This window comes from Streptomyces sp. NPDC048644 (genome assembly GCF_043199105.1).
In the GTDB taxonomy this organism is placed as follows: domain Bacteria; phylum Actinomycetota; class Actinomycetes; order Streptomycetales; family Streptomycetaceae; genus Streptomyces.
In genome coordinates, this window is sequence record NZ_JBICVO010000006.1 from 443,226 (window position 1) to 459,885 (window position 16,660).

Annotated in this window: 16 protein-coding genes; 9 read left to right on the forward strand and 7 right to left on the reverse strand. The window is 72.3% G+C overall.

Annotated elements, in window-relative coordinates; all coding sequences use genetic code 11:
* Positions 1 to 24: 24 nt before the first annotated feature.
* On the reverse strand, positions 25 to 891 hold the full coding sequence (locus ACGFNI_RS17060) for a M24 family metallopeptidase (protein ID WP_393684504.1): 867 nt from the start codon (positions 889 to 891) through the stop codon (positions 25 to 27).
* Between the two features lie 242 nt (positions 892 to 1,133).
* Between ACGFNI_RS17060 and ACGFNI_RS17065 the strand changes: the two genes are divergently transcribed.
* From ACGFNI_RS17065 to ACGFNI_RS17095, 7 genes are all read left to right on the forward strand, one after another.
* Positions 1,134 to 2,225 (forward strand): ABC transporter ATP-binding protein, encoded by a 1,092-nt coding sequence (locus ACGFNI_RS17065; protein ID WP_393684505.1) that lies wholly within the window; start codon positions 1,134 to 1,136, stop codon positions 2,223 to 2,225.
* Positions 2,215 to 3,135 carry an ABC transporter permease gene (locus ACGFNI_RS17070; protein ID WP_393684507.1) on the forward strand — a complete coding sequence of 307 codons (921 nt, stop codon included), beginning with the start codon at positions 2,215 to 2,217 and terminating at the stop codon, positions 3,133 to 3,135. The genes ACGFNI_RS17065 and ACGFNI_RS17070 overlap by 11 nt, the downstream gene beginning before the upstream one ends.
* Positions 3,136 to 3,196: 61 nt before the next feature.
* Complete coding sequence (locus ACGFNI_RS17075) at positions 3,197 to 4,108, forward strand: ABC transporter ATP-binding protein (RefSeq protein WP_393684508.1); 912 nt, start codon at positions 3,197 to 3,199, stop codon at positions 4,106 to 4,108.
* A gap of 79 nt (positions 4,109 to 4,187) precedes the next feature.
* The gene (locus ACGFNI_RS17080; RefSeq protein ID WP_393684657.1) at positions 4,188 to 4,907 is read left to right on the forward strand and encodes an ABC transporter permease subunit; all 720 of its coding nucleotides are present in this window, start codon (positions 4,188 to 4,190) and stop codon (positions 4,905 to 4,907) included.
* 140 nt (positions 4,908 to 5,047) lie between these two features.
* A complete protein-coding gene (locus ACGFNI_RS17085; protein WP_393684510.1) occupies positions 5,048 to 5,689 on the forward strand; it encodes a DUF3159 domain-containing protein in 642 nt (213 codons plus the stop codon).
* A 63-nt stretch (positions 5,690 to 5,752) separates the two neighbouring features.
* On the forward strand, positions 5,753 to 7,030 hold the full coding sequence (locus tag ACGFNI_RS17090; RefSeq protein ID WP_393684512.1) for a cytochrome P450: 1,278 nt from the start codon (positions 5,753 to 5,755) through the stop codon (positions 7,028 to 7,030).
* 57 nt (positions 7,031 to 7,087) lie between these two features.
* Positions 7,088 to 7,282 carry a ferredoxin gene (locus tag ACGFNI_RS17095; protein WP_393684514.1) on the forward strand — a complete coding sequence of 65 codons (195 nt, stop codon included), beginning with the start codon at positions 7,088 to 7,090 and terminating at the stop codon, positions 7,280 to 7,282.
* 17 nt (positions 7,283 to 7,299) lie between these two features.
* Here ACGFNI_RS17095 and ACGFNI_RS17100 read toward each other — a convergent pair whose 3' ends face one another.
* Entirely contained in the window at positions 7,300 to 7,908 is a 609-nt protein-coding gene (locus ACGFNI_RS17100; protein WP_393684515.1) for a TetR/AcrR family transcriptional regulator, read from the reverse strand.
* A 124-nt stretch (positions 7,909 to 8,032) separates the two neighbouring features.
* Between ACGFNI_RS17100 and ACGFNI_RS17105 the strand changes: the two genes are divergently transcribed.
* Positions 8,033 to 8,773 carry an adenosylcobinamide amidohydrolase gene (locus ACGFNI_RS17105; RefSeq protein ID WP_393684659.1) on the forward strand — a complete coding sequence of 247 codons (741 nt, stop codon included), beginning with the start codon at positions 8,033 to 8,035 and terminating at the stop codon, positions 8,771 to 8,773.
* A 128-nt stretch (positions 8,774 to 8,901) separates the two neighbouring features.
* Here the strand turns inward: ACGFNI_RS17105 and ACGFNI_RS17110 are convergent, their stop codons facing one another.
* The 3 genes from ACGFNI_RS17110 to ACGFNI_RS17120 form a co-directional block, all read right to left on the reverse strand.
* Complete coding sequence (locus ACGFNI_RS17110; RefSeq protein ID WP_393684516.1) at positions 8,902 to 10,182, reverse strand: CynX/NimT family MFS transporter; 1,281 nt, start codon at positions 10,180 to 10,182, stop codon at positions 8,902 to 8,904.
* A gap of 113 nt (positions 10,183 to 10,295) precedes the next feature.
* On the reverse strand, positions 10,296 to 11,006 hold the full coding sequence (locus tag ACGFNI_RS17115; RefSeq protein WP_393684518.1) for a FadR/GntR family transcriptional regulator: 711 nt from the start codon (positions 11,004 to 11,006) through the stop codon (positions 10,296 to 10,298).
* A 264-nt stretch (positions 11,007 to 11,270) separates the two neighbouring features.
* Positions 11,271 to 12,884: an MFS transporter gene (locus ACGFNI_RS17120; protein ID WP_393684519.1), complete on the reverse strand. Its 1,614-nt coding sequence runs from the start codon at positions 12,882 to 12,884 to the stop codon at positions 11,271 to 11,273.
* Positions 12,885 to 13,152: 268 nt separating this feature from the next.
* On the opposite strand from ACGFNI_RS17120, the gene ACGFNI_RS17125 reads away from it, so the two are divergent.
* Entirely contained in the window at positions 13,153 to 14,235 is a 1,083-nt protein-coding gene (locus ACGFNI_RS17125; protein ID WP_393684521.1) for an Lrp/AsnC family transcriptional regulator, read from the forward strand.
* A 6-nt stretch (positions 14,236 to 14,241) separates the two neighbouring features.
* Here ACGFNI_RS17125 and ACGFNI_RS17130 read toward each other — a convergent pair whose 3' ends face one another.
* Complete coding sequence (locus ACGFNI_RS17130; RefSeq protein ID WP_393684523.1) at positions 14,242 to 15,072, reverse strand: HAD family hydrolase; 831 nt, start codon at positions 15,070 to 15,072, stop codon at positions 14,242 to 14,244.
* Positions 15,069 to 16,358 carry a serine--tRNA ligase gene (gene serS / locus ACGFNI_RS17135; RefSeq protein ID WP_393684525.1) on the reverse strand — a complete coding sequence of 430 codons (1,290 nt, stop codon included), beginning with the start codon at positions 16,356 to 16,358 and terminating at the stop codon, positions 15,069 to 15,071. The genes ACGFNI_RS17130 and serS overlap by 4 nt, the downstream gene beginning before the upstream one ends.
* Positions 16,359 to 16,660: the final 302 nt, after the last annotated feature.

Sequence of the window (16,660 nt, forward strand, 5' to 3'; positions counted from 1 at the left end):
CACGCCCCTGTCCACGTTCGGTGTTCACGCGGCCTTCTCCTCCTGCCAGCGCCGCACGTGCGGCAGATCGTCGTCGAGCCAAAAGGCGCTTTCCTGCGGGTCCTTGGAGTCCGTCACCACGAGGATCTCCTCGAACTTCGCCCCCGTGCCCCGGAAGCCGAGGTGCGGTTCGACCGCCCAGAGGCCCGGCTGCGGCGGATGGTCGGAGAAGGTGTACGGGCTCCACAGCGGGGACCAGCCGTCGCGGTGTCCGTGCAGCGCGTCGTTCGCCAGGCTCTTGAGCGACTGGGTGCCGAACCCGAAGAGGGTGGGTGCGAAGCGGCGTTCCCTGACCCGGTCGATTTTGTGGGCGATGACGCCGAAGGGGTAGGCGCGGTGCCGGTTGGTGTGCCCCTGGCGCACCATGAGCCGTTCGACGTCTTCGTAGATCTCGCGCAGCGGCCGGCGTTCGCGGACCTCGCGCAGGATCAGCTCGCGGTGTGCCTCCAGGTCGGCCAGCAGCCGGTCGTGCACGGGATTGAGTCCCAGGCAGCCGGAGTAGCCGATGTCGGCGGTGAAGCCGTTGTGGACCGGCGCGAGGTCGAGGATGAAGGCCATCCCCGGCTCCAGCGCGCGGTGGGTGGGGAAGAACTGCAGCGGGATGCGGAAGTTGGCGAAGGCCGTACGGTCGCCGAACCACGCGAAGGGCAGGTGGAACCAGTCCCGTACGCCGCGCTCGCGCAGCCAGGCGCGCTGCATCCGGGCCGCATCCCGCTCGGTGACGCCGGGCCTGAGCTGGGCGGCGACGGCCTCGGCGCAGGCGTAGGCGAGACGCTGGACGTCCCGGAAGCCGCGCAGTTCGGGGGTGAGCCGGCCGCCTGCCGCCGGGGTCACTGAGGTCACTGCAGCCATCGCCAACCGTCCGTCCATCCGTCAGCAGATCATTGCGGTACGTGCGCGTAACTTGACACTGATGAATGTGACAATGACTGGAGGCTGCGTCAAGAGGTGTGCGGCACGGGCCTCGGGGCGCCGGTCCGTGCGCAGGTCCGGGTGCCGTCACCGGAGCCGGATGCGCCCCAAGGAGGGGATCCCCTACGGGCCTGTCGTCCCGGAGAGGTAGGGACACACCATCGCCAGGGCTGACGACCGGCGTGCCGGGCGCCACTACGGTCGATGACGTGACTGTGATCGTGACCGAAAGCCTGAGCAAGCGGTTCCCGCGGGTGACCGCATTGGACCGGCTGTCCGTCGACATCGCCCCCGGCGTGACCGGCCTGGTGGGTGCCAACGGCGCCGGAAAGTCCACCCTGATCAAGATCCTGCTCGGCCTGGCTCCGGCCACCGAGGGGACCGCGCACGTCCTCGGCATGGACGTGACCGCGCACGGCAGCACGATCCGTGAGCGCGTCGGCTACATGCCCGAGCACGACTGCTTGCCACCCGACGTCTCCGCCACCGAATTCGTCGTCCACATGGCGCGGATGTCCGGGCTGCCGCCCACCGCGGCCAGGGAACGCACCGCCGACACCCTGCGCCACGTCGGCCTGTACGAGGAGCGCTACCGCCCCATCGGCGGCTACTCCACCGGCATGAAGCAGCGGGTGAAACTGGCCCAAGCCCTGGTCCACGACCCGCAGTTGGTGTTCCTCGACGAGCCGACCAACGGCCTGGACCCGGTCGGCAGGGACGAGATGCTGGCGCTGATCCGGCGCGTCCACACGGACTTCGGCATCTCCGTCCTGGTGACCTCCCACCTCCTGGGCGAGCTGGAGCGCACCTGCGACCACGTCGTCGTCATCGACGGCGGGAAGCTGCTGCGCTCGTCAGCCACCGACGACTTCACGCAGGTCACCGCCTCGCTGGCGGTCGAGGTCACGGACACCGACGCGTGCCCCGACGGCACCGGGGCGTTGCGCGCCGCGCTGTCCGCAGCCGGCGCCGCGGTGACCTCGGCGGCCGTCGGCACGGACGGCTCGGCCGCCTCCGGGCACCTGCTGCACGTCGAGGTGACCGGCGACGAGACCTACGACCTGGTGCGGGACACGGTCGCCGGGCTCGGCATCGGGCTGGTCCGGATGGAACAGCGGCGGCACCGGATCGCCGAGGTCTTCCGCGACGCGGACGCGGACGCGGCGTCCGTGGCCGGGGCCGGTACCGCGGCGCCCGCAGGCCGCACCGCCGCCGCTCCCGACCCCGCCGTCTCGTACGCCCCCCAGGAAGGAGGTGCCCCCGATGTCGCGTGAGACCACCGCGAAGCCCACCGCGCAGGCGCCCGCCGCCGCGCCCGACGTCATCCACAACATCGGCTACCGCCACTACGACGGCCCGCGCCTGGGCCGTGCGTACGCCCGCAGGTCACTGTTCTCGCAGAGCCTGCGCGGCGCCTACGGACTCGGCCGCTCCGCCAAGTCCAAGGTGCTGCCGATGCTGCTCTTCGCGGTGATGTGCCTGCCCGCGGCGATCATGGTGGCGGTGACCGTCGTGACCAAGGCGAGCAGCCTGCCCGTCGGATACACCCGCTACGCGATCTACGTCCAGGCCGTCATCGGCCTCTACCTGGCCGCCCAGGCACCGCAGTCCGTCTCCCGTGACCTGCGCTTCAAGACCGTGCCGCTGTACTTCTCGCGCCCCATCGAGCGGGTCGACTACGTCGTGGCCAAGTTCGCCGCCATGGCGAGCGCGCTCTTCCTGCTCACCGGCGCCCCCCTGGTGATCCTGTACGTGGGGGCGCTGCTGGCGAAGCTGGACTTCCTCGACCAGACCAAGGGCCTGGCCCAGGGCCTGGTGTCGATCGCGCTGCTGTCGCTGCTGTTCGCCGGCATCGGCCTGGTGGTCTCCGCGCTGACCCCGCGCCGCGGCTTCGGCGTCGCCGCGGTGATCGCCGTACTGACCATCCCCTACGGGGCGGTGAGCGCCGTCCAGGGCATCGCGTTCGTGCAGGGCAACGAAGCGGCGGCGGGCTGGCTCGGCCTGTTCTCGCCGATCACCCTCATCGACGGCGTCCAGACGAAGTTCCTCGGCGGCACCAGCTCCTTCCCCAACGGCCTGGAGCCGTCGACCGCCGCGGGATACGTCTACCTCCTCGTCACGCTGGGTGTCATCGCCGGCTGCTACGCCCTTCTGATGCGCCGCTACCGGAAGGCGGGCCTGTGAGTCACGTCCCGTCGCCCGCCCCCGCCCCCCTCGCCACCCTCCGAAGGAATGGGCCCCGCCCATGAGCACTCTTCAGATCGACCACGTCTCCCGCTGGTTCGGCAACGTCGTCGCGGTCAACGACATCACGATGACCATCGCCCCCGGCGTCACCGGGCTGCTGGGCCCCAACGGCGCCGGGAAGTCCACCCTCATCAACATGATGGGCGGCTTCCTCGCCCCCTCCAACGGCACGGTCACCCTCGACGGCACCACCGTCTGGCGCAACGAACGCAGCTACCGCCACATCGGCATCGTCCCCGAACGCGAGGCGATGTACGACTTCCTCACCGGCCGCGAATTCGTGGTCGCCAACGCCGAGTTGCACGGCCTGGGCCGCGCCGATGCGGCCAGGGCGCTGGGCACCGTCGAGATGGAGTACGCCCAGGACCGCAAGATCTCGACGTACAGCAAGGGCATGCGGCAGCGGGTGAAGATGGCGTCGGCGCTGGTGCACGACCCGTCCGTGCTGCTGCTCGACGAGCCGTTCAACGGCATGGACCCGCGGCAGCGCATGCAGCTGATGGAGCTGCTGCGACGGATGGGGGACGAGGGCCGCACGGTCCTGTTCTCCTCGCACATCCTCGAAGAGGTCGAGCAACTCGCCTCGCACATCGAGGTGGTGGTCGCGGGCCGGCACGCCGCGTCCGGCGACTTCCGCAAGATCCGCCGGCTGATGACCGACCGTCCGCACCGCTACGTCGTACGGTCCGACAACGACCGTGCGCTGGCCGGCGCGCTGATCGCCGACCCGTCGACGGCCGGTATCGAGGTGGACATCGCCGAGGGCGTACTGCGCGTCCAGGCCGTCGACTTCCCCCGGTTCACCGCACTCCTGCCACGCGTCGCGCGGGAGCACGGCATCCGCCTGCTGGCGGTCTCGCCGTCCGACGAGTCGCTGGAATCCGTCTTCTCCTACCTCGTAGCGGCCTGAGGCCGGAAAGGAGCCCCGACGCATGTCCACGACCTCTCCGACGGCCCCGCCGATGAACGCACCGGCCGCGTCGCACTCGCTGTTCCACCCGACCGTCGCCCGGCTCACCTACCGGGCCCTGCTCGGCCGCCGCCGTGCGCTGATCCTGTTCGCGCTGCCCGCACTCCTCATCGTGATCGCCCTGGTGGTCCGCGCGCTGAGCGGCGCCGACGACTCCACGGCGACGGGTGTCCTGGGCGGCTTCGCGCTGGCCACGATGGTGCCGCTGATCGGCGTCATCGCGGGTACGGGCGCGATCGGCCCGGAGATCGACGACGGCTCCGTGGTCTACCTCCTGGCCAAGCCGGTCAGGCGGTCGACGATCATCTTCACGAAACTGCTGGTCGCGATCGGGGTGACGGTGGCGTTCTCGGCCGTGCCGGTACTGATCGCCGGGTTCGTCCTGAACGGCAACAGCCAGCAGATCGCGGTGGCCTACGCGGTGGCTGCGGCCGTCGCCTCGGTCGCCTACAGCGCCCTGTTCCTCTTCTTCGGCACGGTCAGCCGGCACGCCGTCGTCTTCGGGCTGGTCTACGCCCTGGTCTGGGAGACCCTGTTCGGCAGCCTGGTGGCGGGGGCGCGCACGCTCAGCGTCCAGCAGTGGGCGCTCGCGGTGGGCCAGAAGGTCGCGGCCGACGGCGCCCTCACCTCCGAGGTGCAACTGCCGCTCGCCATCGGCCTGCTGGTCGTCGTCACCGTCGGCGCCACCTGGTACGCGGCGCACCGGCTGCGATCCCTGACGCTGGCGGGCGAGGAGTGACGGACGGGGGCACGTGAGGCCCCATGACGCGGCCGGCGCCGACCACTTGGTCGGCGCCGGCCGTATGTCTGCGTGGACCGGCGGAGGCTGACAGGCTCCGCTTATTACAGTGTTACTGCAATAGTGGCACACTCATCGGAATGACAGCACGAACGAATGCCGTCCCGGAACAGCGACGGATGCCAACCGCGGGGCTGCGTCACGTAGTTGACGCGGCAGTGCCGGTCGGCTGCTTTCTCGCAGGCAACGGACTGGCCGGCCCGGCGACAGGCGCCGTCTGCGCGCTCTTAGGGGGCGGGGCCGTCGCCGTGGTCCGTCTGCTGCGCGGCGACTCGCTGAAGATCGTGGCGATTGCGCTCGGCGGCGTCCTGGCGCACGCGCTGTTCGCCCTCTACATCGGCGACGGACGGGCCTTCTTCCTGCCCGAGCTGCTGCTCAACGTGGTGCTCGCGGCCCTGTTCGCGGGGTCGCTGCTGATCGGCCGCCCGCTGAGCGGCCCACTGGCCCGGCTCCTGCGCGCCGAGCGGCAGGACTGGCGGTCCGACCCCCGCAGGCGCCGCCTCCATTGGCAGATCACGGCCCTGTGGCTCGCCCTGTGGTGCGCCCACCTGGCCATCTGGCTGCCGCTCTACCGCGCGGACAACGTCATGCTGCTCGGCGTCGCCAACGTGCTGCTCGGCAAGCCGGCCACCGCGGTCTGCGGCTGGCTGACGTGGCGCAGGCTGCGCCGCCCGGAAGACCGGCCCGCAGACCCCGCCGGACCGCCCGAGCCCGCGCCGTAACGGGCCACCGCCCGCACTCCCCGCCCCGCCCGGGGCCCGCCGAACCGAAACCAAGGAGTCGACATGACCTCCGCCGCAGATGCCCTCGCAGACGTTCCCGCAGGCACCCCCGTGGATGTCCCCGTGGACATCACCACCCTCCCGCCGCTGCCCGTCGAGCCGCCGCGTGGCTGCCCGTTCGACCCGCCCGCCGAGTTCGCCCGGCTGCGGACCGAGACCCCGGTGTCCAGGATTTCCCTCGCCGACGGCAACTGGGCCTGGCTGCTCACCCGTTACGCCGACATCCGCGCGGTGCTCGGCGACCACGCGCGCTTCAGCTCCGACCCGTCAAGGCCCGGATTCCCGCGCGACGGGATGGCCGGCGGCGCCGCAGCCGAGGGCGGCACCTTCATCCGGATGGATCCGCCCGAGCACACCCGGATGCGCCGCATGGTGACCCGGGAGTTCATGGTCAAGCGGATCGACGCGCTGCGCCCGCGGATACAGCAGCTGACCGACGAGCTGTGCGACGCGATGGCCGCCACCGAGCGGTCCGCACACCCCGTCGACCTGGTACATGCCCTGGCGCTGCCGCTGCCCTCGTTGGTCATCGGCCTGCTGCTGGGGGTGCCCGAAGAGGACCACCCGCTCTTCCAGCGCCTCACCGCCACGCTGCTGTCCCGCACGGCCACCGCCGGGGAGACCGGCGCGGCCCGCCGGGATCTGGTGGCCTATCTCGACTCCCTGGTGACGGCCAAGGAGCAGGCCCCGGCCGACGACATTCTCAGCCGCCTGATCGTCGAGCAGCAGGCGGACGGAAAACTGACGCACCGTGAACTGATCGGATTCGCCGGCATCTTGCTGGTGGCGGGCCACGAGACCACCGCGAACATGATAGGGCTCAGCGCGCTGACGCTGATGCGAGATCCCGCTACCGCCGAGCGGCTGCGCCGGGATCCCGCGCTGCTCCCCGGAGCCGTCGAGGAACTGCTGCGCTTCCACAGCATCATCCGCAGCGGTCCGCGCCGCGCCGTCCTGGAGGACGTCGAGATCGGCGGCCGGCTGCTCAGGGCGGGCGAGGGCGTGGTGTGCGCGCTGCCGTCCGCCAACCGCGACCCGGAGATGTTCGGCGACCCCGACACCCTCGACGTGTCCCGCGCCCACGCCCAACGCCACGTCGCCTTCGGCTACGGCATCCACCAGTGCCTCGGCCAGGCCCTGGCCCGCGCCGAACTCCAGGTCGTCATCGGCACGTTGTTGCGCCGCTTCCCCACGATGCGCCCGGCCGTACCGCTCGACGCGATCCCGTTCCGCACCGACATGGCCATCTACGGCTGCCACACGCTGCCGGTCACCTGGTAGCCGTTGGTAGCCGCGCCCCGGCCGCCCGGTACCCGTCCCCCAGAACAGGAGCCCCCCATGCAGATCACCGTCGACGAGGACAAGTGCTGCGGCGCAGGACAGTGCGTGCTGCTCGCCCCCGAGGTCTTCGACCAGCGTGAGGAGGACGGCATCGTCGTCCTCCTCGACTCCGAGCCGCCCGCCGGTGAGCACGACGCCGTCCGCGAGGCCGCCGCGGTCTGCCCGGCAGCCGTGATCCGGGTGACGGGGTAGGGCGGGCACCCGGCGCCTCAGCCCTCCTCGCGCAGCACCGCGAGGACCGTACGGCGCGCCGCCCGGGAGACGCGCGCGCGGTCCGCGCCGCGCTGTTCCGACAGGTGGTACCTGAAGGCCCAGCCGAGCACCGACTCCAGGATGTCGAGGAGTTCGGCGCCCGCCGCCTCGTCCGCAGCCGCCAGTTCCGGTGCGAAGACCGCGGCCAGCCGGGCCCGGAACTTCTGGTTCATCTCCGCCAGGATCGAGGCGACCGCCGGGGACTGCTGGGCGTGGACGAGGGCGACGATCCTGACCCGCGCCTGGAGCGCGAACACCTCTTCCTGCTGGGCCAGCAGCGCGTCCAGGCGCTTCTCCAGCGGCCAGTCCTGCGGCACCGGCGAGACCAGCTTCGAGACCCGCTCGGCCTGCTGTCGCGCGACCGCCAGGCGGATGTCGTCGAGGTCCTGGAAGTGCACGAAGACGCTGCGCTCCGACACCCCGGCCCGCTGGGCGATGCTCCGGGCGGTCGGGGAGATCTGGCCCTCCTCGACGGCGCTCAGCAGCGCGTCGACGATCGCCTGGCGGGTGCGCTGGGGGTTGCGGATGCGGCGCGGTGGCCTGGCCTGTCCTTCACTGGTGTCCACCGAACAATTCGACCACGCCGCCGCGGCGCCCCTGCCGGTACGTACCGGCAGGGGCGGCTTCCGGTGCGCCGAGGGGGCGCCGGCGGCCGGTCCGTAGGGTTGCGGGGTGACACCCCCGAGAGCGTTGATCACGACCGAGACCGTGCAGCACCGCGACGCGCACGGCGCGGGCGCGCTGCCCGCGCTGCTGTGGCGGGCAGGTCCCGGCTGGCGCATGATCTCCAGCGCGGTGCTCGGCGGCGGCATCGGCACGCGTTCCTGGGTGCTCAACGCCCAGGTGGGGCACGGCTATACGCGCCGCGACCCGGCGGCGCACCTCGCGGAGATCGCCGCGGGCGCACGGGCGGACCCGGGCGGGGCGGGGGCGGGCGTCGGTCTGATGACCGCGGCCGATGTGCTCGGCACCCGCTCGCACGCCCTGGACGACGGGGCGGAAGCGCTGGTCACGGCCGGTGTGGGGGTCTCCGGATGGGCCGCGGTGCCGCCCGCGCGGTCGCTCCCGCACCCCGGGCCAGGCACCATCAACACCCTCGTCGCGCTGCCGGTGCCGCTGTCCGAAGCGGCCCTGGTGAACGCCGTCGCCACCGCCACCGAGGCCAAGGTGCAGGCCCTCCTGGAGTACGGCTGCGACGCGTCGGGCACGCCGACCGACGCGGTGTGCGTCGCGGCCCGCGCGCCTCAACCGGGCGAACCGGCCGAGGAGTTCGCGGGGCCCCGCTCGCTCTGGGGCGCCCGGCTGGCCCGCGCCGTCCACCGCGCCACGCTGCGCGCCGTCACCCTCGACGCGGCCTCCAGGAGCCCCGAAGGGGAGCGGGCCCCCGGAGGATCGCCGCTCGTACCGGCCACTTCCCTGCGCGACGCGTGAGCCGGTGACCCGTAGGCCGGTGACCCTGTATGCCGGTAGGCCCGTGAGCCGGTGCCGCCGTAGGCCCGTCAGCCGTCCGCGGGCCGGGGGCGCCGGCTCACGGGCCGCACCGTCGCACCGTCGCGTCGTCAGGCAGCCGACCCGATCCGGCGGTCACGGCCCGCGCCCATGCCCAGGAGGGCGAGCCCGGCGCACACGACCAGCAGCAGGGCGAGCGGGACGGTCCAGCCGTCGGTGAGCTGGTGGACCGCGCCGAGGATCAGCGGGCCCACCGCCGCCAGGAGGTAACCGCCGGTCTGCGCCATGCCCGAGAGGCGGGCGGCGGTGTGCGCGTCACCGGAGCGCAGCACCATCATCGTCAGCGCCAGGCCCAGCGCGCCGCCCTGCCCGATACCGAGGAGCACGGCCCACAGCCACGCGCCCGCCACCGGCGCCACCAGGAGCCCGACGACACCGCACGCCATCAGCGCGGAGACGGCCACACCCAGCAGCCGCTGGCGCCGCATCCGCCCGGCGAGCATCGGCACCACGAACGAACCGGCCATCTGCACCAGCGTGCTGAACGCGAAGACCAGGCCCGCCTGGCTCTTGCCCATCCCGTGGTCGGTGAAGAGCGTCGGCAGCCAGGCGATCATCACGTACGCGATCAGGGACTGCGACCCCATGAACAGCGTGACCTGCCAGGCCAGCGGCGAACGGCCCAGCCGGGGGCCGGTCTCGGCGGTGTGCGCGGGGGTCGCCGCGGACTCACCGTGGTGGGTGCCGCGGCGGGCGATGACCGCCTGCGGGATCCAGAGGAGTGCGGCGACGGCGGCCAGCAGCGCCCAGGAGGCCAGCGAGCCCTGCCAGCTGCCGAGCGCGTTCTCCAGGGGGACCGCGGTGGCGGCCGACACGGTGGCGCCCATGATCATCGCGGTGGAGTAGAGCGCGGTCATGCCCGCGGCCTTCTCCGGGAAGTCCCGCTTGATCAGCCCCGGCATCAGGACGTTCAGCAGGGCTATCGCGGTGCCGACCACCGCGCAGCCGACGAACAGCGCGACGACCGGCGGTGCGATGCGCAGCACGATGCCGCCGCACAGCAGGACCAGCGCGCCGCACAGCACCGCTTCGGTGCCCCAACGGCGGGCGAGCCGCGGCGCGATGATCGAGCCGAGGCCCATGAAGACCAGCGGGATGGTCGTGACCAGGCTGCTGGCGGTGGCGGCCAGGTGGAAGTGGCCGCCGATCTCGCTGAGCAGCGGCGAGACACCGGCCAGCGCCGCCCGCATGTTGAGCGAGGCGAGGACGATGCCGGCCAGCAGGAGCGCCGGGTGCGCCCGGAGCCGGCGGCGGGCCGCGGTGACCTGCGGTGCCGCGGTCAGGTCCTCCTCGGCGTCGATCAAGGGTGCGTCGGGTCTGATGGCTGACATGGGTGCGTTACCTCGCCAATCGTGGGGTGTGCGCGGGCGGTCGGCGCGCCGATGAGCTGCGGCGGCGCCCATCGCCGGGCGGCGGGAAAAGGAAAAGGGGTGAGTGGGGTGTGTCAGCGGGCGGCGAGCAGGGCTTCCACGGCCTGTTTCGGCTTGTCCAGAAGTGCGCGGGTGGCCCGCTCGGCGGCCTCCGGGTCGCCCGAGGCGATGGCCTCCATGACGGCGTGGTGGTCGCCGTGCACGATCTTCGGGATCTCGTGGTCGTCGAGCGCGGTGACCAGCGCCTCGCGCACCGAGCTGCTGAACCAGCCGTAGGTCGCCGTCAGCGCGGTGTTGTGGGCCGCCTCGACCACGGCTTTGTGGAAGGCGATGTCGTGATCGGCGTACAGCTCCAGGCTGTCGGACGCCGGGTGACCCGGGGTGACTTCCAGGGTGGCCTGCGCGTCCAGGGCGGCGCGCATCCGTTCCAGGTCGGCGGGTTCGTGGCGGACGGCGGCCAGCCTGGCGGCCTCCGCCTCCAGCGCGATCCGCAGTTCGAGCACGTCACGGATGCCGGCCCGCTGGACCCCGCGCATGATGTCGCCCGGGTCGGCGGTGGACACCACGAACGTGCCCTCGCCCTGCCGTGACCGCAGCATCCCGGCGTGCACGAGCACCCGTACCGCCTCACGGACGGTGTTGCGGCCGACCTGGAGCTGTTCGGCGAGTGCGTGCTCGGTGGGGATGCGGGCCCCGACCTTCCACTCGCCCGCGGTGAGCTGTGCGCGCAGCGCCTCGACGACCGTGTCCACCAGGGACTGCCGTCCCGCCGCCTGTAGCGCCATCCGCTTCCCGCCTCCATGTGCCCGGTTGACCGGTCATCCTACAACTGGATGTTTTCAGGGTACACGGATACCGGACGGGCTCGCCGGGCTCACCGGTCCGGAAGTCGCGGGAGCGGGCGGGAACCGCACGGTGCGCTCGCGCGTTTACGGAGAGTGATCAGGCGATGGGTGTCAGACGGCGGGCCGCGGTGGCGGCACCGGAACGGCCATCAGGGACGACGCACGGTCGTACGTCGTCCCTGGTGCCGCCCTGCTCGGGCTCGGTTACTCCCCGCTCGGGCCGGCCCCGATCCCGGCCGTGGCCGGGGTGGTGCCCTGGCCGCTTTCTTCGCTCTCGCCCTGCGGCGCGGACTTCCCGGCGGCGGGTGCGGACGGCGCAGCGGCACCGGCGTCCGAGCGGCGCACGACCGCCAGGACCAGCAGGCCGGTCACCACGGCGACGACACCCGAGAGCAGGGTGATGTCCGTCAGACCGGAGACGTACGCGGCGCCGACCGCCTTGCCGCCGCCGTGCCCGCCGGCCGCGGCGCCCGGTGCCGCGTCGCGCAGCGCGGTGGCGAAGACCGTGCCCAGGACGGCGATGCCGATGGCGTAGCCGAGCTGACGGAAGGTGTTGACGGCACCGCTCGCCATGCCCGCCCGCTGCGGGGGTGCTGCGCCGAGCGCCGCCGAGACCAGGACCGGCATCGCCATGCCGATGCCGAGGCCGCTCACCGCGAGCCCGGGGGTCAGCGTCGCCCAGCCGGCGTCGGTGTTGCCGTTGAGGAGCAGCGCGTGCAGCAGCCCGCCCGCGCCGGTGAGCAACAGGCCGCAGCCGATGGGTATCTGCGGCGCGAGCTGGGCCAGCCGACGGCCCCCGAGCGCGCCGATGAGCAGCGACATCAGGGCCATCGGCGTCACCGCGAGGCCCGCGGCGACCGGGCTCAGACCGAGGATGTTCTGCGTCCACAGCCCCACGTACGTCAGGTACGGGAAGGCCGCTGCCTGGAGCAGCAGGGCCGCCAGCATCAGCACCGCGAACGACGGCCGGCGCAGCAGCCGCAGATCCAGCAACGGCTGCCGCATCCGCCGCTCCACGGCGACGAACACGATCAGTGCCAGGGCGGCGACCACCAGCGAGGCGAGCGTTCCGGACTCCGTCCAGCCGTGCTCGCCGCCGCGGATCAGCCCGTACATCAGCGCACCCGCGCACACCGTGAAGGAGGTGGCGCCCGCCCAGTCGATCCTGGCCGTGCGGTCGCCGTGCGACTCGCGCACGTGGCGCATCGTGATCCACACCGCGACGGCCGTCAGCGGCAGGTTGACGAGGAAGATCGCCCGCCAGTCCGTGTACTCGGTCAGCAGGCCGCCCAGTACGGGCCCGACGGCCGCCGCCGCGCCGCTCGTGCCGCCCCAGATCCCGAAGGCCACGCCGCGGTCCCTGCCCTGGTAATGGGCCATCAGCAGCGGGGTGTTGGTGGCGAACATCGCGGCGGCGCCGAGACCCTGGACCGCTCGCGCGGCGATCAGGGTGCCCGCGTCGGGGGCGAGACCGCAGGCGAGCGAGGAGAGGGCGAAGAGCGCGAGGCCCGCCAGGTACAGGCGGCGCCTGCCGAAGAGGTCGGCGGCCGATCCCGCGACCATCAGCAGTGCGGCGAGCGCCAGCGCGTAGATGTCCATCACCCACTGGAGCGAGGTGAAGGACGCGCCGAGACCGTCGGCCATCCGCGGCAGCGCGGTGTTCACGATCGTGACGTCGACGAGCAGCATGAAGTTGCCGAGGGTGATGGCGACCAGGGGCCACCACTTGCCGCGCGCCACGGGCCGGTGGCCCGCCGGGCCACCGCCGTCCGCGGCGGGGGCGACCGCCGCGTTCCCCCGATCCGCCGCGTGGTGCATGAGAGTCCTCCGTTGTGGTCGGGCCGGTACTGGCGGCCGTGGTGTCGGGTGGGATCCGGCCAGGGGTGTCCGGTGGCGGATCCAGGTGTCGTGCAGGCCGCGGGATCGGGCCGTGCGATCAGGCCGCGGAGTGCGGCCGTGGGCTGTGCCCCATCGGGTCCGGTCTCCGGTGCCCGTGGTCGGTGCGTCGCCCACAATCCGTCCTGTGGGGGCGGATCTCCCAGCCAGTTCGCCGGCAGTGGCGCAATCCGACACGGAGTAGTGTCGAATGGTGATATCCGACAGGTACGACGCCTTCGACCGTCAGCTCATCCACGCGTTGCAGCTCGACGGACGGGCGCCCTTCAGCCGTATCGCCGCGGTCCTGGGAGTCTCCGACCAGACCGTAGCCCGGCGCTACACCCGGCACCGTACGGCCGGCACGCTCAAGGTACTGGGCCTGACCGACCCGGCGACGCTCGGCGAGGTGGAGTGGCTGATCCGGGTGCAGTGCGCCCCGGACGCGGCGGTGCCGGTGGCCGAGGCGCTGGCCCGCAGGTCGGACACCACCTGGGTGAGCCTGACGTCCGGCGGGACGGAGATCGCCGCGGTGTGCCGGGCGGCGGACAGCGAGCACAGCGACGCGCTGCTGCTGGAGAAGCTGCCGCGCACCCCGAGCGTGGTCGGCGTCACCGCCCACTGCCTGCTCCACGAGTTCTACGGCGGCGCCCAGAGCCTGGTCAACAAGGCGGGAGAGCTGACCGCCGAGCAGATCGCCCGGCTCGGCGGGACACAGCCGCCCGCGGATCCCGCATCCGTGCCGGGCCCGCCCGCCCCCGTCCCGGGCCGGGACGCGACGCCGCAGCCCGGCAGGGATCCCGGTCCCGTCCCGGTCACGCTCGGCGCCGCCGACCGCCGGATGCTCGATGTGCTCGCCCGGGACGGCCGTACGCCGCCCGCCGAACTGGCCGCGGTCACCGGCTGGTCGCCCACCACCGTGCGCCGCCGGCTCGCCGAACTCCAGGCCGGTGGCGTCCTCTACTTCGACGTCGACTACGACATGCGGCGCTTCGGCTACGGCGTGATGGTCGCGCTGTGGATGTCCGTCGCACCGGCCGAACTGGCCGCCGCCGGGGCCGCGTTGGCGACGCACCCGGAGGTCGCGTTCGCCTGCGCCACCACCGGCCCCAACAACCTCTTCGCCTCGGTGGTGTGCCGGGACGTCCGCGCCCTCTACACGTATCTGACCAGCCGCATCGCGGCGCTGCCCGGGGTGCGGACGATGGAGAGCGCGCCGCGGATCCGGCACATCAAGGGCGCGGGGCCTTTCGTCGCCGCCGCGCCCAAGCGCTCGCAGGGAAAACGCCGTTGACCGCGCTCAGCGCCCGTACAGCCGCTCCAGCACCACCGCGATGCCGTCGTCCTCGTTGGACGCGGTGATCTCGTCGGCGACGGCCTTCAGTTCGTCGTGGGCGTTGGCCATGGCGACGCCGTGCGCGGCCCAGGCGAACATCGGGAGGTCGTTGGGCATGTCACCGAAGGCGAGGGTCTCGCTGCCCTTGGCGCCGAGGCGGCGGGCGGCCAGCGAAAGACCGGTGGCCTTGGTCAGGCCGAGTGGCAGCAGCTCGACGATGCCGGGCCCGGAGACCGTCACCCCGACGAGATCGCCGGCGGTGGCGCGTGCGGCCTGGGCCAGCGCGTCGTCGTGCAGCGTGGGGTGCTGGAGGTAGACCTTGTTGATCGGCGCCGACCACAGCTCGGCCGGATCATCGATCTGGACGCTGGGCAGCGGCCCTTCGGTGATGCGGTAGCCGGGGCCGACCAGCACCTCGCCCGCCAGACCGTCCCGGCTCGCGGCCAGCCGCAGCGGGCCGGTCTCCGCCTCGATCTTGGCGAGGGCGAGCTCGGCGAGCCGGCGGTCGAGTGTCACGGACGTCAGCAGCCGCTGTTCACCCGCGTGGTACACCTGCGAGCCCTGCCCGCACACCGCGAGCCCCCGGTAGTCGAGCGCGTCGAGGATGTGCCGGGTCCAGGGCACGGCCCGGCCGGTGACGACGATGTGTGCCGCGCCCGCCGCGGTGGCCGTGGCGAGCGCGGCGCGGGAGCGCTCCGAGATGGTCCCGTCGTGCCGCAGCAACGTCCCGTCGAGGTCCGTCGCGATGAGTTTGTACGGCACTGCCGGGGCAGCGTCCGGGACTGGGGAGGTCACTTGGCGACGGGCTCCAGGATCTCGCGACCGCCCAGGTAGGGGCGGAGTACCTCGGGGACGCGCACCGAGCCGTCCGCCTGCTGGTGGTTCTCGAAGATCGCCACGATGGTGCGCGGGACGGCGCAGAGCGTGCCGTTCAGCGTCGCCAGCGGCGAGACCTTCTGCTTGCCCTCGACGTTCTCGCGCATCCGGACGGAGAGGCGGCGGGCCTGGAACTCGTCGCAGTTCGACGCCGACGTCAGCTCGCGGTACTTGCCCTGGGTCGGGATCCACGCCTCGCAGTCGAACTTGCGGGAGGCGGAGGCACCGAGGTCACCGGTGGCGACGTCGATCACCTGGAACGGCAGCTCCAGGCCGGTCAGCCACTGCTTCTCCCAGTCCAGCAGGCGCTGGTGCTCGGCCTGCGCGTCCTCCGGCGCGACGTAGGAGAACATCTCCACCTTGTCGAACTGGTGGACGCGGAAGATGCCGCGGGTGTCCTTGCCGTACGTGCCGGCCTCGCGGCGGAAGCACGGCGAGAAACCGGCGTAGCGCAGCGGCAGCTTGGACGCGTCGACGATCTCGTCCATGTGGTACGCGGCGAGCGGGACCTCGGAGGTGCCGACCAGGTAGTAGTCGTCCTTCTCCAGGTGGTAGACGTTCTCCGCGGCCTGGCCGAGGAAGCCGGTGCCCTCCATGGCGCGCGGGCGGACCAGCGCCGGGGTCAGCATCGGCGTGAAGCCGGCCGCGGTGGCCTGCGCGATGGCGGCGTTGACGAGGGCGAGCTCCAGCAGCGCGCCGACGCCCGTCAGGTAGTAGAAGCGCGAGCCGGAGACCTTGGCGCCGCGCTCGACGTCGATCGCGCCGAGCAGTTCGCCGATCTCCAGGTGGTCCTTGGGCTCGAAGCCCTCGGCGGCGAAGTCGCGGCGGGTGCCGAGGGTTTCCAGGACGGTGAAGTCCTCCTCGCCGCCCACGGGGACGTCCGGGTGGACGAGGTTGCCGAGCTTGCGCAGCAGGGCCTGGGTCTCGGCCTTGGCCTCGTCCTGCGCGGCGTCGGCTTCCTTGACGGCGGCGGACAGCTCGCCCGCCTTCTTCAGCAGCACGGCCTTCTCGTCGCCCGCCGCCTTGGGGATGAGCTTGCCGAGCGCCTTCTGCTCGGCGCGCAGCTCGTCGAAGCGGACGCTGGACGACCTGCTCCGCTCGTCGGCGGAGAGAAGCGCGTCGACGAGTTCGACGTCCTCTCCACGGGCGCGCTGGGACGCGCGCACACGGTCGGGGTCCTCACGAAGCAGGCGAAGGTCAATCACCCCCCCAGGCTACCGGGACCGGGCCGGGGCGCTCGACGCGATATTTCACTGCGGGCGTTATGTCCGCTTTGGGATTGTTTATTCTCATGCAGTGACAGACGGGAATGCGGTCAATGGTGAGCGGAAAGTGCCGCCGAAGTGACCGTGAAGTGTCCGCCGAAGTGTCGCCGTGATCTACGGCAAAGCGATACGAAGCGCGCCCGGGTGTCCGTAGGGGCCTCCGGGATGCCGCTCGGGAGTGGCCGAATCTCGACGGGGAATTTCCCGGCGGGATTCGGGGTGGATGCGCGAGGCGTGCGCCG

Coding starts and splice junctions, on each gene's coding strand:
- ACGFNI_RS17060 (WP_393684504.1), bottom strand. CDS start 891: ATGGCTGCAGTGACCTCAGTGACCCCGGCGGCAGGCGGCCGGCTCACC.
- ACGFNI_RS17070 (WP_393684507.1), top strand. CDS start 2,215: ATGTCGCGTGAGACCACCGCGAAGCCCACCGCGCAGGCGCCCGCCGCC.
- ACGFNI_RS17075 (WP_393684508.1), top strand. CDS start 3,197: ATGAGCACTCTTCAGATCGACCACGTCTCCCGCTGGTTCGGCAACGTC.
- ACGFNI_RS17085 (WP_393684510.1), top strand. CDS start 5,048: ATGACAGCACGAACGAATGCCGTCCCGGAACAGCGACGGATGCCAACC.
- ACGFNI_RS17090 (WP_393684512.1), top strand. CDS start 5,753: ATGACCTCCGCCGCAGATGCCCTCGCAGACGTTCCCGCAGGCACCCCC.
- ACGFNI_RS17095 (WP_393684514.1), top strand. CDS start 7,088: ATGCAGATCACCGTCGACGAGGACAAGTGCTGCGGCGCAGGACAGTGC.
- ACGFNI_RS17110 (WP_393684516.1), bottom strand. CDS start 10,182: ATGTCAGCCATCAGACCCGACGCACCCTTGATCGACGCCGAGGAGGAC.
- ACGFNI_RS17115 (WP_393684518.1), bottom strand. CDS start 11,006: ATGGCGCTACAGGCGGCGGGACGGCAGTCCCTGGTGGACACGGTCGTC.
- ACGFNI_RS17120 (WP_393684519.1), bottom strand. CDS start 12,884: ATGCACCACGCGGCGGATCGGGGGAACGCGGCGGTCGCCCCCGCCGCG.
- ACGFNI_RS17125 (WP_393684521.1), top strand. CDS start 13,153: ATGGTGATATCCGACAGGTACGACGCCTTCGACCGTCAGCTCATCCAC.